Annotated in this window: 12 protein-coding genes; 4 read left to right on the forward strand and 8 right to left on the reverse strand. The window is 37.5% G+C overall.

Annotated features, from left to right (window positions below; translation table 11 throughout):
- Window positions 1-242: 242 nt before the first annotated feature.
- The 3 genes from H6G76_RS09975 to H6G76_RS36560 all read left to right on the forward strand — a co-directional run bounded on the left by H6G76_RS09975 (window position 243) and on the right by H6G76_RS36560 (window position 3854).
- A complete protein-coding gene (locus tag H6G76_RS09975) occupies window positions 243-1025 on the forward strand; it encodes a hypothetical protein (RefSeq protein WP_190699156.1) in 783 nt (260 codons plus the stop codon).
- A 410-nt stretch (window positions 1026-1435) separates the two neighbouring features.
- Window positions 1436-2722 (forward strand): hypothetical protein, encoded by a 1287-nt coding sequence (locus H6G76_RS09980; RefSeq protein WP_190699159.1) that lies wholly within the window; start codon window positions 1436-1438, stop codon window positions 2720-2722.
- A 193-nt stretch (window positions 2723-2915) separates the two neighbouring features.
- A complete protein-coding gene (locus H6G76_RS36560; RefSeq protein ID WP_199337314.1) occupies window positions 2916-3854 on the forward strand; it encodes a DUF6174 domain-containing protein in 939 nt (312 codons plus the stop codon).
- Between the two features lie 242 nt (window positions 3855-4096).
- On the opposite strand, the gene H6G76_RS09990 is transcribed toward H6G76_RS36560, so the two are convergent.
- Window positions 4097-4840, reverse strand: a complete 744-nt coding sequence (locus tag H6G76_RS09990) for a carbonic anhydrase (protein WP_190699162.1) — start codon at window positions 4838-4840, stop codon at window positions 4097-4099.
- Between the two features lie 329 nt (window positions 4841-5169).
- On the reverse strand, window positions 5170-5883 hold the full coding sequence (locus tag H6G76_RS09995) for a carbonic anhydrase (RefSeq protein WP_190699165.1): 714 nt from the start codon (window positions 5881-5883) through the stop codon (window positions 5170-5172).
- A gap of 454 nt (window positions 5884-6337) precedes the next feature.
- Between H6G76_RS09995 and H6G76_RS10000 the strand changes: the two genes are divergently transcribed.
- Window positions 6338-7756: a choice-of-anchor Q domain-containing protein gene (locus H6G76_RS10000; RefSeq protein ID WP_190699168.1), complete on the forward strand. Its 1419-nt coding sequence runs from the start codon at window positions 6338-6340 to the stop codon at window positions 7754-7756.
- 39 nt (window positions 7757-7795) lie between these two features.
- Here H6G76_RS10000 and H6G76_RS10005 read toward each other — a convergent pair whose 3' ends face one another.
- The 6 genes from H6G76_RS10005 to H6G76_RS10030 form a co-directional block, all read right to left on the reverse strand.
- Complete coding sequence (locus tag H6G76_RS10005; protein ID WP_190699170.1) at window positions 7796-10039, reverse strand: polysaccharide biosynthesis tyrosine autokinase; 2244 nt, start codon at window positions 10037-10039, stop codon at window positions 7796-7798.
- Window positions 10040-10291: 252 nt separating this feature from the next.
- Window positions 10292-11455 (reverse strand): endo-1,4-beta-xylanase, encoded by a 1164-nt coding sequence (locus H6G76_RS10010; RefSeq protein WP_190699173.1) that lies wholly within the window; start codon window positions 11453-11455, stop codon window positions 10292-10294.
- A 4-nt stretch (window positions 11456-11459) separates the two neighbouring features.
- Window positions 11460-12581 carry a glycosyltransferase gene (locus tag H6G76_RS10015; RefSeq protein ID WP_190699176.1) on the reverse strand — a complete coding sequence of 374 codons (1122 nt, stop codon included), beginning with the start codon at window positions 12579-12581 and terminating at the stop codon, window positions 11460-11462.
- Window positions 12582-12647: 66 nt separating this feature from the next.
- A complete protein-coding gene (locus H6G76_RS10020; RefSeq protein WP_190699179.1) occupies window positions 12648-13397 on the reverse strand; it encodes a WecB/TagA/CpsF family glycosyltransferase in 750 nt (249 codons plus the stop codon).
- A 20-nt stretch (window positions 13398-13417) separates the two neighbouring features.
- Entirely contained in the window at window positions 13418-14485 is a 1068-nt protein-coding gene (locus tag H6G76_RS10025; protein ID WP_190699182.1) for a glycosyltransferase family 4 protein, read from the reverse strand.
- A 16-nt stretch (window positions 14486-14501) separates the two neighbouring features.
- The gene (locus H6G76_RS10030) at window positions 14502-15752 is read right to left on the reverse strand and encodes an O-antigen ligase (RefSeq protein ID WP_190699184.1); all 1251 of its coding nucleotides are present in this window, start codon (window positions 15750-15752) and stop codon (window positions 14502-14504) included.
- Window positions 15753-15871 lie beyond the last annotated feature (119 nt).

Below are 15871 nucleotides of genomic sequence, written 5' to 3' on the forward strand. Positions count from 1 at the left end.
AAATATCTAAATATTTATCATTGCAAATATAAATTTTTCTATCTAATATTATGTCTATAAACAGCATTATTCACAGGTTGTTTATTACAAAACCAAGCATTATTTCATACAATTCCATAAATAAAAAGTGGAATTTCTACTGTACAAATTCAACAATTAACCCTGGATTTTTGTTGTAACCGCTCCATTTAATATTCCAGGAGCAATGATTTTTTTAACTACGAAATAGGAGAGTATTTCTAATGGCAGATTCAAGTAATGCTAGTAGCAACCCATCTAATCAAAATGAAGAACTCCTTCGTCAATCACCCTTTGGTGCTTTGCTAGATATTCCAGGTGTAAAACCAGAAGATATCAGCAAATCTTTCGCCCAATCTGCTGGTGGTGCTGGAAATCCCTTTGGCCCTGGTGGTAGCGCACCAAATGCCAGTGAAGGCCCATATGGTGGTAATCCCTTTGCAGGCTTTGGCGATCCAAATGCTCCAGGCAGTCCGTTGACTGGTGGTAAGAACCCTTGGGCAGCTATCCCTAAGGGTGCTAGCGATCCTTTAACTGGTGGTGGCAACCCTTCCACAGGCGGTACAAGCGGTGGTAGCGACCCCTTCGCAGGCTTTGGTGATCCAAATGCTTCAGGCAGTCCGTTGACTGGCGGTAAGAACCCTTGGACTCCTCTCAATCAGATTCCCAGCGATCCTTCAACTGATAGCAAAAGCCCCTTCGCTAGCTTTGGTGATCCAAATGCTCCAGGCAGCGCGTTGACTGGCGGTAAGAACCCTTGGACTCCTCTCAATCAGATTCCCAGCAATCCTTCAACTGGTAGCGGCAGTCCCGTGCCAGGTGGTGCAAGCGGTAACAATCCCTTTGGAGGCGGTAGTAACCCCTTTGCAGGTGGTAGCAATCCCTTGGGAGGCGGTAACAACCCCTTTGCAGGTGGTGGCAACCCCTTAGGAGGCGGTAACAACCCCTTGGGAGGCGGTAACAACCCCTTTGCAAGTGGTGGCAACCCCTTTGCAGGTGGACAGTAGTGGTAATCCTTTCGCAGATGGTAGTAGTTTCCCGTTTGCTTCTTAGCAGTAGTCAATAGAATCTTTCTAAAAAACCGCAGTTAAACATAAATCATGAACTGTGAAATGGTTGTGTTTAACTACGGTTTCATTTCCTGTGATTGATTACTGTAACAACTCTACTGTTGGATTATTGATATAAATCTACGGGTAAAAAAGCAAAAAAATGTTATGTATATCAAAAAATAAATCATTGCTTAATAATTAAAAATATAATAGATTTGCTTGAGATATATTTAATAAGAACAAATTTAAAAAAATATAAAAATATTATCCAAGAATAAGAAAATAATCTATTAAAAATCTTAATCTAAGTAGAAAATACTGCTGTTATAAAAAATATTTGAAGTCAAAATAGGAGATTAAAGCTGATGGAAGAATCTGCTGTCAACCCATTCGGTTCAAGTAATCCTTTTACTAGCAATAATGGCAGTGTGCCTCAGCGATCGCCTTTTGGAAATCTGTCAGATATAGGTCAATATATACCAGAAGGCGTTAGCAATCCTTTTACAAGTCCCAGTACCCTTCCTGGTGGAATTAACCCTTTTGTCAGTGATGGTGGTAGTCGGTTTGAGCAACTAATTTTTGGTCGCTTGAAATTAGTTTTAGGCGACGACTTCTTTAATGGTAGTAATAGCCCATTTACAAGTGGTAAATTACCTCAATTTATTGGAGGCGGCAATCTATTTAATGTAGGTACGCCACCTTTTAATGCAAATAATTTACCTGTTGGTAATGGCAACCGAGATTTTGGTAATAACAACGCAATTATTGGAAATTTCAACTCAACTTATGGCAGTGACAATGCCACGATTGGCAATGGCAACTGGAACTTTAATACTAATAACACCACAATTGGCAATGGCAATTGGAAGTTTGGCGGCAACAATACAATAGTTGGTAATGGTAACTGGCATTGGGATGAGGGTAATAACAATGCCACTTTAGGCAATGGCAATTGGCAATTTGGTAAAAGTAATCAAACCGTTGGTAATGGTAATTGGAACTTTGGTAGTGGCAATACAACAGTTGGTAATGGTAACTGGCATTGGGATGAGGGAACTAATAATACTACTTTAGGTAATGGTAATTGGCAATTTGGTAGCAGCAATAAAACCCTTGGTAATGGCAACTGGGATTTTGGTAAAAATAACACAATTGTAGGTAATGGCAATTGGGTTTTTACCAATGACAACACAATTGTAGGTAATGGTGTTAGGCTATTAGAGGGTAATAACACAACAATTGGTGTTAATGGTAATGCTGAAAATTTAAATTCATTATTCCAAAACCAGAAAAGCGATGTTGATAGTTTAATTAACGCTCTGGTAGGAAAAATAGGTCAAGATTTTCTGCCACTAACTAGTAAATTTGATAGTTCTGAAACTGAGACGTTTAACCGACTCATCCTTTTTAGAGGTACTGACGGGGATAACAGTAATATATCTAATCAACTTGATCAGTTTTTCAGCAGCTTATTCGGTGATATCCCATTCAATGAATTACCTTATGTGCCTGGAACCAATTTTCAATCTGTTCCAGAACCTACAACTTCAGTACCGTTAATATTATGTGGCTTTGTATTTTTGCTATTGTCTAAGTTCAAACCAAAAATATTGCTAAAAAACAAGAATAATGAGTGTAGCAGTCTGAAATAAGTTATAAATAAATCTACTTCTTACCCCGTATTTCCTTCTTCAAGCAGTAACTTATAAATCCAAAAGCTTATTATAGGCGATCGCACTCAAAGAGCGGCTGATCTGCTGATGTTGGGTATATCAGCTAACATCGGAAACTTTTTGTAATTAGTTCTGTCTATCAGACTAATTCATTAGTTTATCAGGAATTTATATGCGATCGCCTATCGTAATGGGTACAGGCTTACTTGTATCCTTAATTTTTAATGCTCAGGTATTAGCGCAATCTACAGTACAGTTACCCCAACTCACTGCACAAAATACCACTCAACAAATCTTTAACAATAATAACAAAAAGCTCCAATCAAGCATTATTACTTTGGAAAGAACGGCGTGTTTTGGTGCTTGCCCAATCTATAAAATTACCATATTTGGTGATGGTAGGGTAGTCTACGAAGGACAGCGTTTTGTTAAAGTTGTAGGTAAGAGAACAGCCAGAATTAGTCCTCAAGCAGTTAAAAGATTAGTTGCAGAATTTCAAAAGCTCAACTATTTCTCATTGTCAGATAACTATCAAGGCGGCCCTACAGATTTACCTTCTGCAATCACATCTTTCACTATCGGTAAACAGCAGAAAACTGTGAACCATTACCTCGGTTCACCTAATGCACCGCAAGCACTAACAGCCTTAGAAAATAAAATAGATGCTGTTGTTAATTCTCAGCGTTGGATTGGTGCAAAAAATGAACCAACACAAAATCCTAGTGATTCAAATTCTACTCAGCTAAAAGTTAACCGCCAGTTGTGGAATCAGCAAAAGCTGTCTAATTATCGCTTTACATTTAGCAGGAGTTGTTTTTGTGTACCCAAGGCTACCCAACCAGTTGTAATTACAGTCCGTAATGGTCAAGTTGCTTCTGTTACTGCTGTTAACAACAATGACCCAGTTGATGCAGAATTATTCCAACAATATAATTCAATTCCTAAACTGTTTGGCATAATTGAGGATGCGATCGCCAGAAAGGCATCCAATCTGGCAGTCAAATATGATCCTAAACTTGGATATCCGACGCAAATCAATATCGATTACAATCAACAAGTTGCCGATGAAGAATTATTTCTTACTATCAGCAATTTGCAACCATTGAATTAGTTACTTTCAAAAAATAAATTATCCTTAAGGATTTATGCAAGATGCTATTCTGCGGCATTATATCCCAAGGATTGCTTATATTCCTTTGTTGAGAGCTATAGAAGAGTGGATATTTTTAGGGTGAAACATACTAAACCTAAAAATATCCGCTCTTATTTTCATAACCGTCTCAGACTTTAAATTCATTAAAACCTAGTTTAGGTTGCACTTTGCAATTGTTATTTACAAAGTTATAGGCTATCTTAAGTTACTAATGTAAATTTACCTGTAGCAAGGTCATAACGGCCACCGACTACCTTCAGTTTGCCTTCTTTTACTAAGCCTTTTAAAATTGTGGAACTTTCGGTTAATTTTGCTACTTGATATTGAACATTAGCAGCAATAGAATTTTCTATTAAATTACCAGTTTTGTTTCTAACAGATTCTACTGCGGGTTTTATTTCCTCTACAAAAGAGCTAAGTCTACCAGGAAGGGGATCACCTTTAACAGCAGCTGATACCGCACCACATTTTGCATGACCTACAACTACAATTAATTGAGAGCCTAATACAGCTGAGGCAAATTCTAGGCTACCTATAGCTGTGTCGCTGGCGACATTGCCAGCTAATCGAACGACGAATAAATCACCTAATCCTTGATCAAAAACAATTTCGGCAGGTACTCTAGAATCAGCACAACCTAATATAGATGCAAATGGATATTGAGCTTCAGCAGTTTCTTGTAAACGCAATTTTGATTGGTTTGGGTTAAGGCGCCTTCCTTCTATAAATCTTTTATTGCCCTCTAGAATTCTTGTTAAAGCTGCTTGAGGATCTACTGGTTTAGGTGCTTGAGGTTTTTTCTCAGTATTAGATTGTTGTTGAGCAGCAGCTTGCTCTCCGTTTAAAATAACATTAGCAGCAGCTGTAGCACCAATGCCAAGGCTGCCCACACCTGCTAACTTTAAAAAATTACGTCGTCCAACAAATCCATTAATCCGGCTCATCAATTCCCCCCCCACTTCCAAAAGTAAACAGAGACTAAGTTGCCATAATCTAAATAAAATTAATTCCTCTAGCCTTAAGATGCGATCCCTCCATAGCATACTTTGTCTTTCAGGCAAAGAGAAATTTATTGATGCAACTTAGAAATATTAAATCTTTGTTATTGATTGAACTATATCAGAATGGTGTATCGCACTTAAACTAGACTTGCATATAAGAATAATATGGTTAAGTATGTGTTTGCTCTATAGTTGGTATGAAACCTAAAAGCAAAATCTTGTTAAGAAAGCTTGACATAGACGCAACTTGTTGCATCTATGTAGTCTATAAATCAAGTAATGAAATTAACTTGACCAGTCTCAATATCGTAACAAGCACCAACAATTTTGAGTTTGCCTGCTTGGATCAATTTAGCTAATATTGTCGAATTTTGTTGTAATTTTTTCGCCTGATATTGAACATTAGCAATGACTGCATCGGTTGAATTTAAGCTGTTGAATGCAGGTTTGATGCTTTCAACAATATAGCCAATCCTACCAGGCAGAGGTTCGTTTGCAATGGCTGCTGCTACAGCCCCGCATTTTGTATGACCTAACACGACAATCAGCTGTGTGCCTAGTACGGTTGTGGTATATTCCAAGCTACCTATAGCCATATCACTAGCAACATTACCAGCGACTCGCACAACAAATAAATCTCCTAGCCCTTGGTCGAAAATCATTTCCGCAGGTACTCTAGAGTCGGCACAACCTAAAATAGCGGCAAAAGGGTACTGCGCTTTGGCGACTAATTGCAAACGTGCCAATGATTGATGGGGATATTGGCGTTTGTATTGGATAAATCGTTGATTACCATCCAGCAAAAGTTGCAAAGCCTGATTTGAGTTAACTGGATTAGGATTAACGGGACTAACATCAGCAATCGCAGTTTTGGGCGTAGCGCCTATTAGGCTACCACTAATAGCCGTAGCGGCGATCGCTAAACTACCTGAGCCGACAAACTTTAAAAAATCACGACGACCAATAAATCCATTAATTCTAGCCATTCATCTACCTGGCAACATTTGCGTTGTTGGCAAGAGGATATCAAACTTTGGCTATGTGCAAGAGTTAGTTCTGACACTGTTTTATCAGATATTTGTAGTTAATTAGCTAGTGCCTCAGGCTGACACTCAGTATTGATAAAAATATTATTTGAGAATTTAACAATTTAATTGTAATCTGCAAGCAATATTTTCTTGTTTGGTGAAAAAAAGATTGTAAAAACTTGAAAATCAATAGTAAAGCTATGCATTCTCCTCCTATTTAGGACTAACGCAGCTTTTTCACTATTTACATTGTATTAAAAATGCTCCGTATTTTTATAGCAATATTTTATACATATTTTTTGTAAGCAAATGTTTTTTAATAACACTGTTGCTTAGTAATCTCACAGATGGCACACTGAACTGTTCAATGTATCTTTGTATGGTGATATCAAATACAAGTGTGTTTCCTGTTATGAAAATTAGTTTGAGTATTGGCGCATCTTTTGTGCTTCCTTTGATGTTGACCAGTTTAATTGATGCACAAGGGATCAATCTATCTTCCAAGACATTTGCAAGTTCTTCATCTACTGTTTCCAAAGTTTCTACTGTTTCTAATGTTAAAGAAACAATGGTACGTGGCCGCAAGCTGATTAGCGCAGCAACAAGTCCAGTTACATATTATGTAAGTGGATCTGGAAGCGATAGCAATGATGGTCTTTCTTCCTCATCCGCTTTTAGAACCATTCAAAAAGCAGCAGATCTCACCAAACCAGGAGACACCGTTTTGATTATGAACGGACTCTACACAAATATGTACCCTGGTTGGGTAGTAAATATCACCCGCTCTGGAACTGCTAATGCATGGATCAAGTACAGAGCATATCCAGGACACTCACCTAAAATTAAGCATAATACATGGAATGGAATTGTCCTTAGCAAAGGAGCATCTTATATTGAGGTTCAAGGATTAGAGATTGAAGGAAATAATGCTAACATTACCCTTAGTTATGCTCAGAGTCAGAAGTATAACGCTAATAACGCACAGACAAACGGAAACTGTCTCTACGTTGATGGACGAATGGGTGCTACTCCTCACAACATACGTATCCTGAACAACAAAGTATATAATTGCGGTGGAGCTGGGATTAGTTCAGTTCGAGCAGACTATATAACTATAGCGGGGAATGAAGTATTCAATAATGCTTGGTATTCTGTAAACGCGAACAGTGGCATTTCCATTGGGCAGGGTATAGATATTGATAACTACAGAGGATACAAGATGTTTATCCTCAACAACAAAGTCCACCACAATCGGCAGTATATTCCTTGGATAAAATATGGGAGTATGACAGACGGTAATGGCATAATTGTTGATGATACTCAACATACCCAGAATGGTTCCACTGAACCACCATATAAAGGACGTACCTTAATTGCTAACAACATTACGTATAAAAATGGTGGTTCAGGCATTCATACCTTCAAAGGTGACCATGTAGATATTATCAATAACACTGCCTATATGAATAGCCAGAGTCCAGAAATTAATAATGGACAAATTTTTACCAGTAAGTCAAATGATGTCAAGATTATGAATAACATTATTTATTCTACTCCTGACAATAGGGTGAACAGTAACTGGGGTAATACAAATGTCACCTTTGACTACAATATATACGCCAACGCTAAAACTTCTGATATTTTAGTCAAAGGGCCTAATGACATTATTGCCGATCCCCAGTTTGTTAATCCCTCAGCAAATGACTTTCGTTTAAGGTCTAGTAGTCCAGCAATTAACAGAGGTGTTAAGTTTATGGACACAGATTATGTACAAAAACCTCGTCCTTCTGGCGGAGGATATGATATAGGTGCATACGAGTACCAATACTAGTAACGAGGTTAGTAGGAGGTTGTGTAGCAAAAACGTAAATTATCGAGAAGAACTTCTATTTCCTCTCCCATTTTGTAACACAACCTCTTTTCTTGATTTTTGAGGGCTAAAATATTCTGACGCATGGTAGAAATAATTGCTAGATTCATGTTTGTCAATTATTCCATTCACCACTAAACCTAAGATATTGTGATTAGCTCTATCTAACATCTCTTGCAGAGCCGATGCACTGCTCGAATCAATCACACCAGGTCTGCTAACTAATAAAATACCGTCAGACATTTGGCTTAAAGCTAGAGCATCAGCAGCTAAAAGAGCAGGTGGAGCATCAATAATTACACAATCATACTTAGATGAGAAATCCTTGATTAAGGATGCCATCCGCTTTGAGTCTAGCAAAGCCAGGGGATTGGGCGGTCTAACTCCCGCAGTTAAGACATCAAGATTATCTATTACTTTATTGACAGCAATATCAAATTGTGACTGGCCTACTAAAACTTCACTCAAGCCTGCTACATTTGTCAGTTGCCAGAGATGATGCTGTGAAGGAACTCGCATATCTGCGTCAATGAGTAAGACTTTTCGACCTAATTGCGCGATCGCCGTTGCTAAATTTGCTGAAACTGTAGACTTGCCTTCCTTAGGCACTGCACTAGTTACAACAATCGTTTTTACCACCTTATCAGAACTAAGGTATTTCAGATTAGCTTGAATCATCCGATATATTTCGCTAGTTAGAGAGTTAGGCATATCTCTAACAGCAATTTCAGGAGTAGTTAATTCTGTATCACGCTTGCGGGAGTTGGTTTTGTTTACAGACAGAGGAATAACCCCCAATAAGGGATATCCAAACGCTTCTCTAATTTCTTTAAGTGTTTTGAAAGATTTATCTCTCATTTCTAACAAGAGGACAGATGTAGTAGACAAGAATGTCCCAAACATCACTCCTATGACTAAAATAATCAGTTTTTTACCTGTTACTGGTTGTTCTGGAACTAAAGCTTGAGCAATAATCCTGGCATTAGCTGTATTTCTATTTTCTGCTACTTGTAATTCTTGAACTTTTTTCAGTAGAGTCTGATAGGTTGATTGAGCAACTTCAACTTTTCGCTCTAGTTCGCGCTGGGTTTGTCTTAACTGGGGTATGAATTTCATCCGTCTTTCGTAAGCAGCACGAGAACTATATAGAGAAGCTAATCTTTGGTTTAAGCCAAAGCTCTGCACTTCTTGTTGCAGAAAATTTTGGATTAGGTTTTGTCTAAGTTCCCCAATTTGCAGTAATCTCGGTGCAAATTGCGATTGTTGCCCAACGGTTTGTGTAATTTGCTGTTGTAGCAAGTTGTTGAGGTTAGCTTTTCTAGCTTCTAAACCTACAATTACAGGATTATCATCTAGAAAACGACTGCGTTCATTCGCTAACTGTCGCTCTACATCTTGAAGTTGTGTTAAAACGCCTTGCACTGCTGGTGACTGACTCAGCGCACTTACAGCTAGAGCATCTTGGGAATTTAGCCCTAGTTTTTGTTGAAGTTCATTACTTTGAGCATTGACTTCAGCTAGTTGAGCCCTAATAGCATTAATCTCGTTATCTAAGTTGGCAATAATCCCTACGGATGACCTGGTTTCTTCATCTAAATCTGCAATGTTATTCTTCTGTCTGAAGACTCTGAGTGCAACTTCTGCCCTATTTACACCATCCTGAGAGACTGGCAATTGCCTTGCCATAAATTTACGAGTTGCTTCGGCTTCATTACGGCTAGCCAAAATATCATTTTCTAAGTACAAATTCATTACTGTGTTGACTACTGCTGCTGCTTCTTCAGGGTTAGTATCTTGATAACTAACCCGTAACACATCTGTACCACCAATTATTTTTAGTGTTAGTTTCTTTTTTAGTATGTCAACTTCCAGTGGTTCACCGTTTTCATCTTTTAGTTGAACTTTATCAATAACTTGCTGAAGTAAAATTGGAGAAGAAATGACTTCTATCTGTGTATTAACAGGATTTTGAGTGGCTACTAAGCTCTTTAAATCTGGTGCTTCATCGCCTTCATTATTGTTAGGTAAAAGATCATTACCTACTACTTTAAAAGAAGGCATCCTGAATAAGAGTTTTCCTTCAGCTTCATAGGATGGCTTGGGTAATGTCGTGGCGAAAGCACTGAGGGCGACTGTACCTAGAAAAATACTGGCTAGAGTTAACCAGCGCCGTTTTAATATCATGAAGTAACGACCAAGGTCTAAATCCAGGGATTCGTTTGATTCGATAATGTTTTTTGACATAAATATATGACCCCGTGTATTGTATCTTGAGTTAATAACCGTTAAATTATTTATAATAGTGACTTCTATACTTAGATTTCATCAATTTTGAATGAAATTTACTGCATGAAATTTGCTATATTTTTAAAGTAGTGTAAAAAATGATTATACCAAATTGTGTCATCAATTTAAGGTAAGAAGACGGAGACAGATTGGGAATAGTATAAACTGAATTAAGTAAAAAAAATATATAATTTGTAATTTGCAGTCATTTTAGCGTTTCGGCGCATTATCAAAAGCACGAGCGATCGCATTCCAGGCTAATTTACGGTGCATCTGAGTATCAAAGGGCAGAGGGCGTACAGCAGATTTATCCCGTCTAGGTTGAAATCTACTTAACCAAGTATAGCGATCGCTTAGTCCCCAGGTAATAACTGCAATTACATCTGGTTCATCTAATATGGCTGAAAGATAATCTTCATAAACAGAGGCAACAATGCGATCGCGGATAGCTATGTTTTGAGGTAAATGTTTGTCTATCACATCCATCTCTGTAACCATAATTTTCAGACCTAAATCGCTGACATTCTTCAGAAAATTACGTAACCTTTGAGGATTAAAGCGAGTTTCATCAGCCAAAAGATGAGATTGTATACCCAAAGCGTGGATTGGTGTGCCTTTAGATTTCAAACGCTCTAGTAACTTTAAAACTGCATTTCTTTTAGCTTCATCTTTGGGTATGTCATATTGCAACCCGTAGTCGTTATAAACTAACAAAGCTTTGGGGTCAACCTCAGCCGCAATCCGAAAAGCTAAATCAATGTAATTTTCTCCTAAAAACTCTAACCAGGGAGTTTTTCGCAACCCATTCTGCTGTCCATCTTTAACCTTGATTGCTTCATTTACCACATCCCAGGAGTGCATTTGTCCAGCATAACGTCCTACAACCTGCGTAATATGTTGAATTAAAAACTGCTCGGCATTTCTCCTATTGACTGTCTCCTTAAACCAGGATGGTAAAGACTCATGCCATACTAAAGTATGTCCTCGCAAAAGCATTCGATTTTGACGAGCAAACCTAGCATACCAGTCACCCTGCTGAAAATTAAATTGCTTTGCTGTAGGGCGCAGAGTATCCCATTTGAGAAATCCGGCAACTAACATTTCACATTCTTGTGCTATGAGACTGCTTAATTTGGGATCAGATTGTAAGTTTAAGGTGCCACAATCTGCTCCAAATATTAAACCCTTACTAGCGGCTCGCTGTTTTAAAGTTCTTCGCTCATCAACTTTAAAATCTCGTTTTGAATTAATCAGAGCAGCAATTTGCCAACTGTTACTGATAATTTTGATAATTTGTAACAACCCTGTAGTTGCTAAAGCTCCTAAGCCTAAGTAAATAGTCTGCCGCCTAGTAAGGGGTTTTAGAGTAGACATTGAATTAATATTTATTATCTATCTTCACAAGACTCTTTAATGCTTTAGCTAACTGTAAAGAAAAAGTTTCTAAGTTATATTTTTCCTCCGCTAATTTCCGAGCGCGTTTGCCCATTTCTTTTGTTTCCTCAGGATGTTTTAGCATATAGGAGATAGCATCTTGCCAACCTTTAACATCACCTGGTTCAACCCATAAACCAATTCCCTCTTTTTCAATATCAATATTCGTTTGTCTATGCTTAGTCATGACTACAGCCTTGCCCATAGCCATTGCATCTAAGAGACTTGTCAGTCCATACAGTGGAGTAGTGTCTATCCTATGTGGAGGTATATACAAGGGAATAGCGATCGCATACGCCTTAGCATACTCTATCAATAATTCTTGCCATGACAAAGCTTTCCAAGCGAGAGCTAAAGTTTGTTGATTGCTATATTGAATCTTAACGTTAGGTGGAACAGGAACTATAGGTGCAGACTTGCTAGAACAATATATGTGCATTTGACAGTCTATTTCATTAAAAGCCTGAACAATTGTATTGTAATCGCGGCTTTCGTTTCCTGCACAAACAATCAAGGGATATTCATAAACATCATTAGTGTTAAATTTATAATCATCATAGGATGGCAGATATGGCCCCCAATCTAATAGAGCTAATTTATTTTTATCAATTTTAAAATCGTCAATTAAGCGGTTTTCTGTACTCTCACTTAAGCATAAAATTTTATCGTGTCCTGCTGCGAAAAGCTTGAGTAATATATTATTCAAAGCATTCTTTTTAAATGGACGTTCAAGCTTAACGACAAGTGGCTTTCTCAAAATTCCCAGAATGCGTAAAAATGCTAGAAGCAAAGTGCTGGTTTGGCAAGTTGAGTAGATTAAATCGTATTTATGAGCAATTAGCATGACTCTAATTTGTTGTTCTAAATCCCCAAGTTTAAGTTTTTCTCCTATCTTTTTAATAAACGGGTATTTTTCATATGGCAGCAGATCAACATCAATACCGTACTGATGCAAGTGAGTCACCCCCCAAAGGTGATGTTCTGGACTCTCTCGTTCTTGTTTGTTTTTCCATCGCTCCCAACTACGATCAGCAGAAGCATAATCGAAAAGACATAATATTTTCATAAGTGTTCCTGTACTTAGCTGTTTTGAAACTATTTAATAAAATCCAGCATTGCCAGCATTAGTTAATTAAGATATCCCCAAGCGTTGTTTTAATACCAACCAAATAAAAGTAGGATTACCCACAATATAACGCTTCCACAAACGCTGAGGCTCAACAATCAAGCGGAACAGCCATTCTAAACCTGTTTTTTGCATCCAAACAGGCGCTCTTCTCACCATGTTGGCTACTAGCTCAAAGCTTACTCCTATACCAACACTGATTGGCACCCCTAACTCTAAATAGTTAGCTGCTATCCATTTTTCTTGTTTGGGAGCGCCTAAACCTACAAAGAGGATATCAGGAGATGCCGCTTTAATTTGAGAATTAATAAAATCTAACTCTTCTGGTTGAGACTCAAAACCGTAGGGTGGGCAGTAAGTTCCAACAATTGCTAAGTTTGGATGTCTAGCTTCAAGTACCTCCTTAGCTTTTTGGGCTGCGCCTGGTCGGCCTCCTAGTAAAAATACTTTTAAACCTTTTTGGGCTGCCACAGCGCAAAGTTTTTCAAATAAATCTGTCCCATTAACTCTACCTTGAAGAGGAGTTTTTAAAAACTTAGCAGCCCAAAGCAAAGATACTCCATCAGGCACAACTAAAAAAGATTTGCTATAAATATTGTGGAATTCAGCATCTTTTTGTAAGAGTAGAATATGCATAGCATTAGGAGTAACTACATATTCGGGTTTTCCTGAAGCTACTGTGTGTTTGACAATTTGTTCTATTACTTCGTCAAAACTATATTTATCAATTTCTACTCCACAAATGTTAACTCTCATACCACACCTGACCTTCAAATTTAATATGTAAGCGAACTATATATATTAGCTAAAATTTGGCAATAATTTTTAATATCAAATTTTTCAACGTTTTCTCTGGCAACTTTACCCAAAGAAATTCGCAAAAATTCATTGTTAATAACTAACTTCATTGCATCTGCTAACTGTTGAATATTGCCAGGACTAACTAATAAACCATTTTGATTAGTAATAACTAATTCAGGAATTCCACCTACAGGAGTCGCAATTACAGGTAAACCCCAACCCATCGCTTCTAGTATTGCCATTGGCAGACCTTCGTTATAAGAAGGTAAAACAAATACATCTGCTTTTGACAATAAATCATCTCTCTGCTGAGAATTAATCCAACCTAAAAAAGTAACTTTTTCTTTCAAGTCAAGCTCATCAACCAGTTGTTGAGCCTTTTCGATTTCACCATCTCCTGCTATTATCAACTGAGATTGCCTTTGCTCATCATCGGTCAAATTAGCAAAGGCATTAATTAAATCAAATGCCCCTTTGCGCTGTCCAACTCGACCACAAAAAGCAAATTTAGTTTTAGCTTGATTTCTCCGATCTGGAATATGCTCTGGTAATTCGGTAGGATTAGGTAAAACAATGACTATTTTTTTATTTAAGCCAAGATTGTTAACATAATAATCTTGCCAATTGTTTGACAGAACTATAAACCCTTTACACCGACAAAAAACCCAATTTAAAGCTTGCTGGGCTATTTTAGGCAGTTTGGCATAAGTAACATGGAACTCAGCACCATGTGCATGCATCAATACAGGCTTACTAAATATTAAGCTAACAAGAGTAAGAATTGCTTTGCGTAAAACGCTACCTCCATCTGAAAGATGAATATGGACGATATCTATTTTCTCTGTGATTAATTTTTTAATTAAAATCAATACACTTTTAGAAAAAACCTTAATTCTATGGTTGATTGTACCCTCGTCATGGCTAGTAACATGCTGAATCTTAATATCAGAAATCATGTACTTAATGATTAGTTTTTCCACGGTTGCGATACCACCATTTTGGTCTAAGCTCGCACCAAACATTAACACATTAATTTTAGCCATTGTTTGTTAATAAATTTTATATGAATTGTTCTTTTTGACGTTCAGGGCGCATTAATACAGACAGAGCGGCTGCTACATAAAGAACCCATAAAATATTGTTTTGCACCATCAAGAATGATTCACTCAGGTTGGACAAAAACATATAGATCATATAAATTCCAGGCCAAAAACATTCTGGTGTTTTGCCATAGCGTACCCAATAAATTGACCGCAAAACACTATATACATATCCCATAGCACATAATATTAGACCTACAAGCCCTAAGGTGAGCCAAATGTCTAACCAACCATTATGAGCAAACGGTGCTTTCCAACCAACTATGTTCCAGATAGTTTCAGCTTCGCTACCTTGCCCTGCCCAGAATGCACCATAGCCATAACCCAGCCAAGGACGCTTCCAAATCATATCTAATACAGCAACCCACAACTGTGAACGACCAGTTAAATCAGAACTTTTATTGAAATAAGCTAGAAAGACATCAGCATTTGTTTGAATTATTACTGATATAGTTGTGCCTAATGTGAGCAGCATAGAGATCAGTGGCACCATTTTATCAACTCGCAAACGTAATGCATAAAATAAAAATAATGTACTCAGCAAATTAAAAAAGTTAAATAGAGATGATGTTGAGCGTGCCATCAACAATATTGTTAGCGATAATCCCAATCCAATAGAGAAAAGTAAACGTTTTTCCTTATTATTTATAGCCTGGAGCAGAAACACCATAGAGGTGAGAACCATGACAATTCCTGTAGTGTTCTTATGAGGAAAAATTCCTCGCCACGCTCCTGCATGTACACCCGTCATAACGCCATATCGTGGCAATAAAAAGATGAATAATAAACTCAATATTAATGAGATACCAAATGTCCAACCTAGTATTTTAAGCTGCTGTTCTAAGGTATAGCGAGTTGCTAAATAAACTCCAAATAAGCTTGTTCCTATTAATCCTATAATCCGCGTCTGTGTAATTGAACTGTTAACAGACCAGAATATAGATAGCACTGCTAGGGCTACTAAGCTCCAAATAAATTTATCTTTGTTAATTACATAAATAACCTTCTTCCAGCGCACAATCAATAATAGAAGCGTTATTACATAAATTAATATAAATAGTAGACGTACAGGAATTGGATCAAAAGTTTGGGTTATTTTATCTCCTTGACTTTGACCTCCAGATAAAATTACAACGAGCGGGCCGCCTGCATAGTGTAATAAAGATAAAACAGTAAAAGCATGCTCGGCAAAGCGTAAAACTTTTGTCATATATTGGTTAATTTAGAGCATTTGCTAGTTTGATGATAAACTGCAACTGGTTAAGCAGCAATACTTTGCAAATGCAAATCAGGCTGAAAGCAAGTTATTACCTTTGCTCTGATTTGATG

It is taken from the genome of Nostoc sp. FACHB-152 (assembly GCF_014697475.1).
Classification (GTDB): Bacteria; Cyanobacteriota; Cyanobacteriia; order Cyanobacteriales; family Nostocaceae; genus Nostoc_B.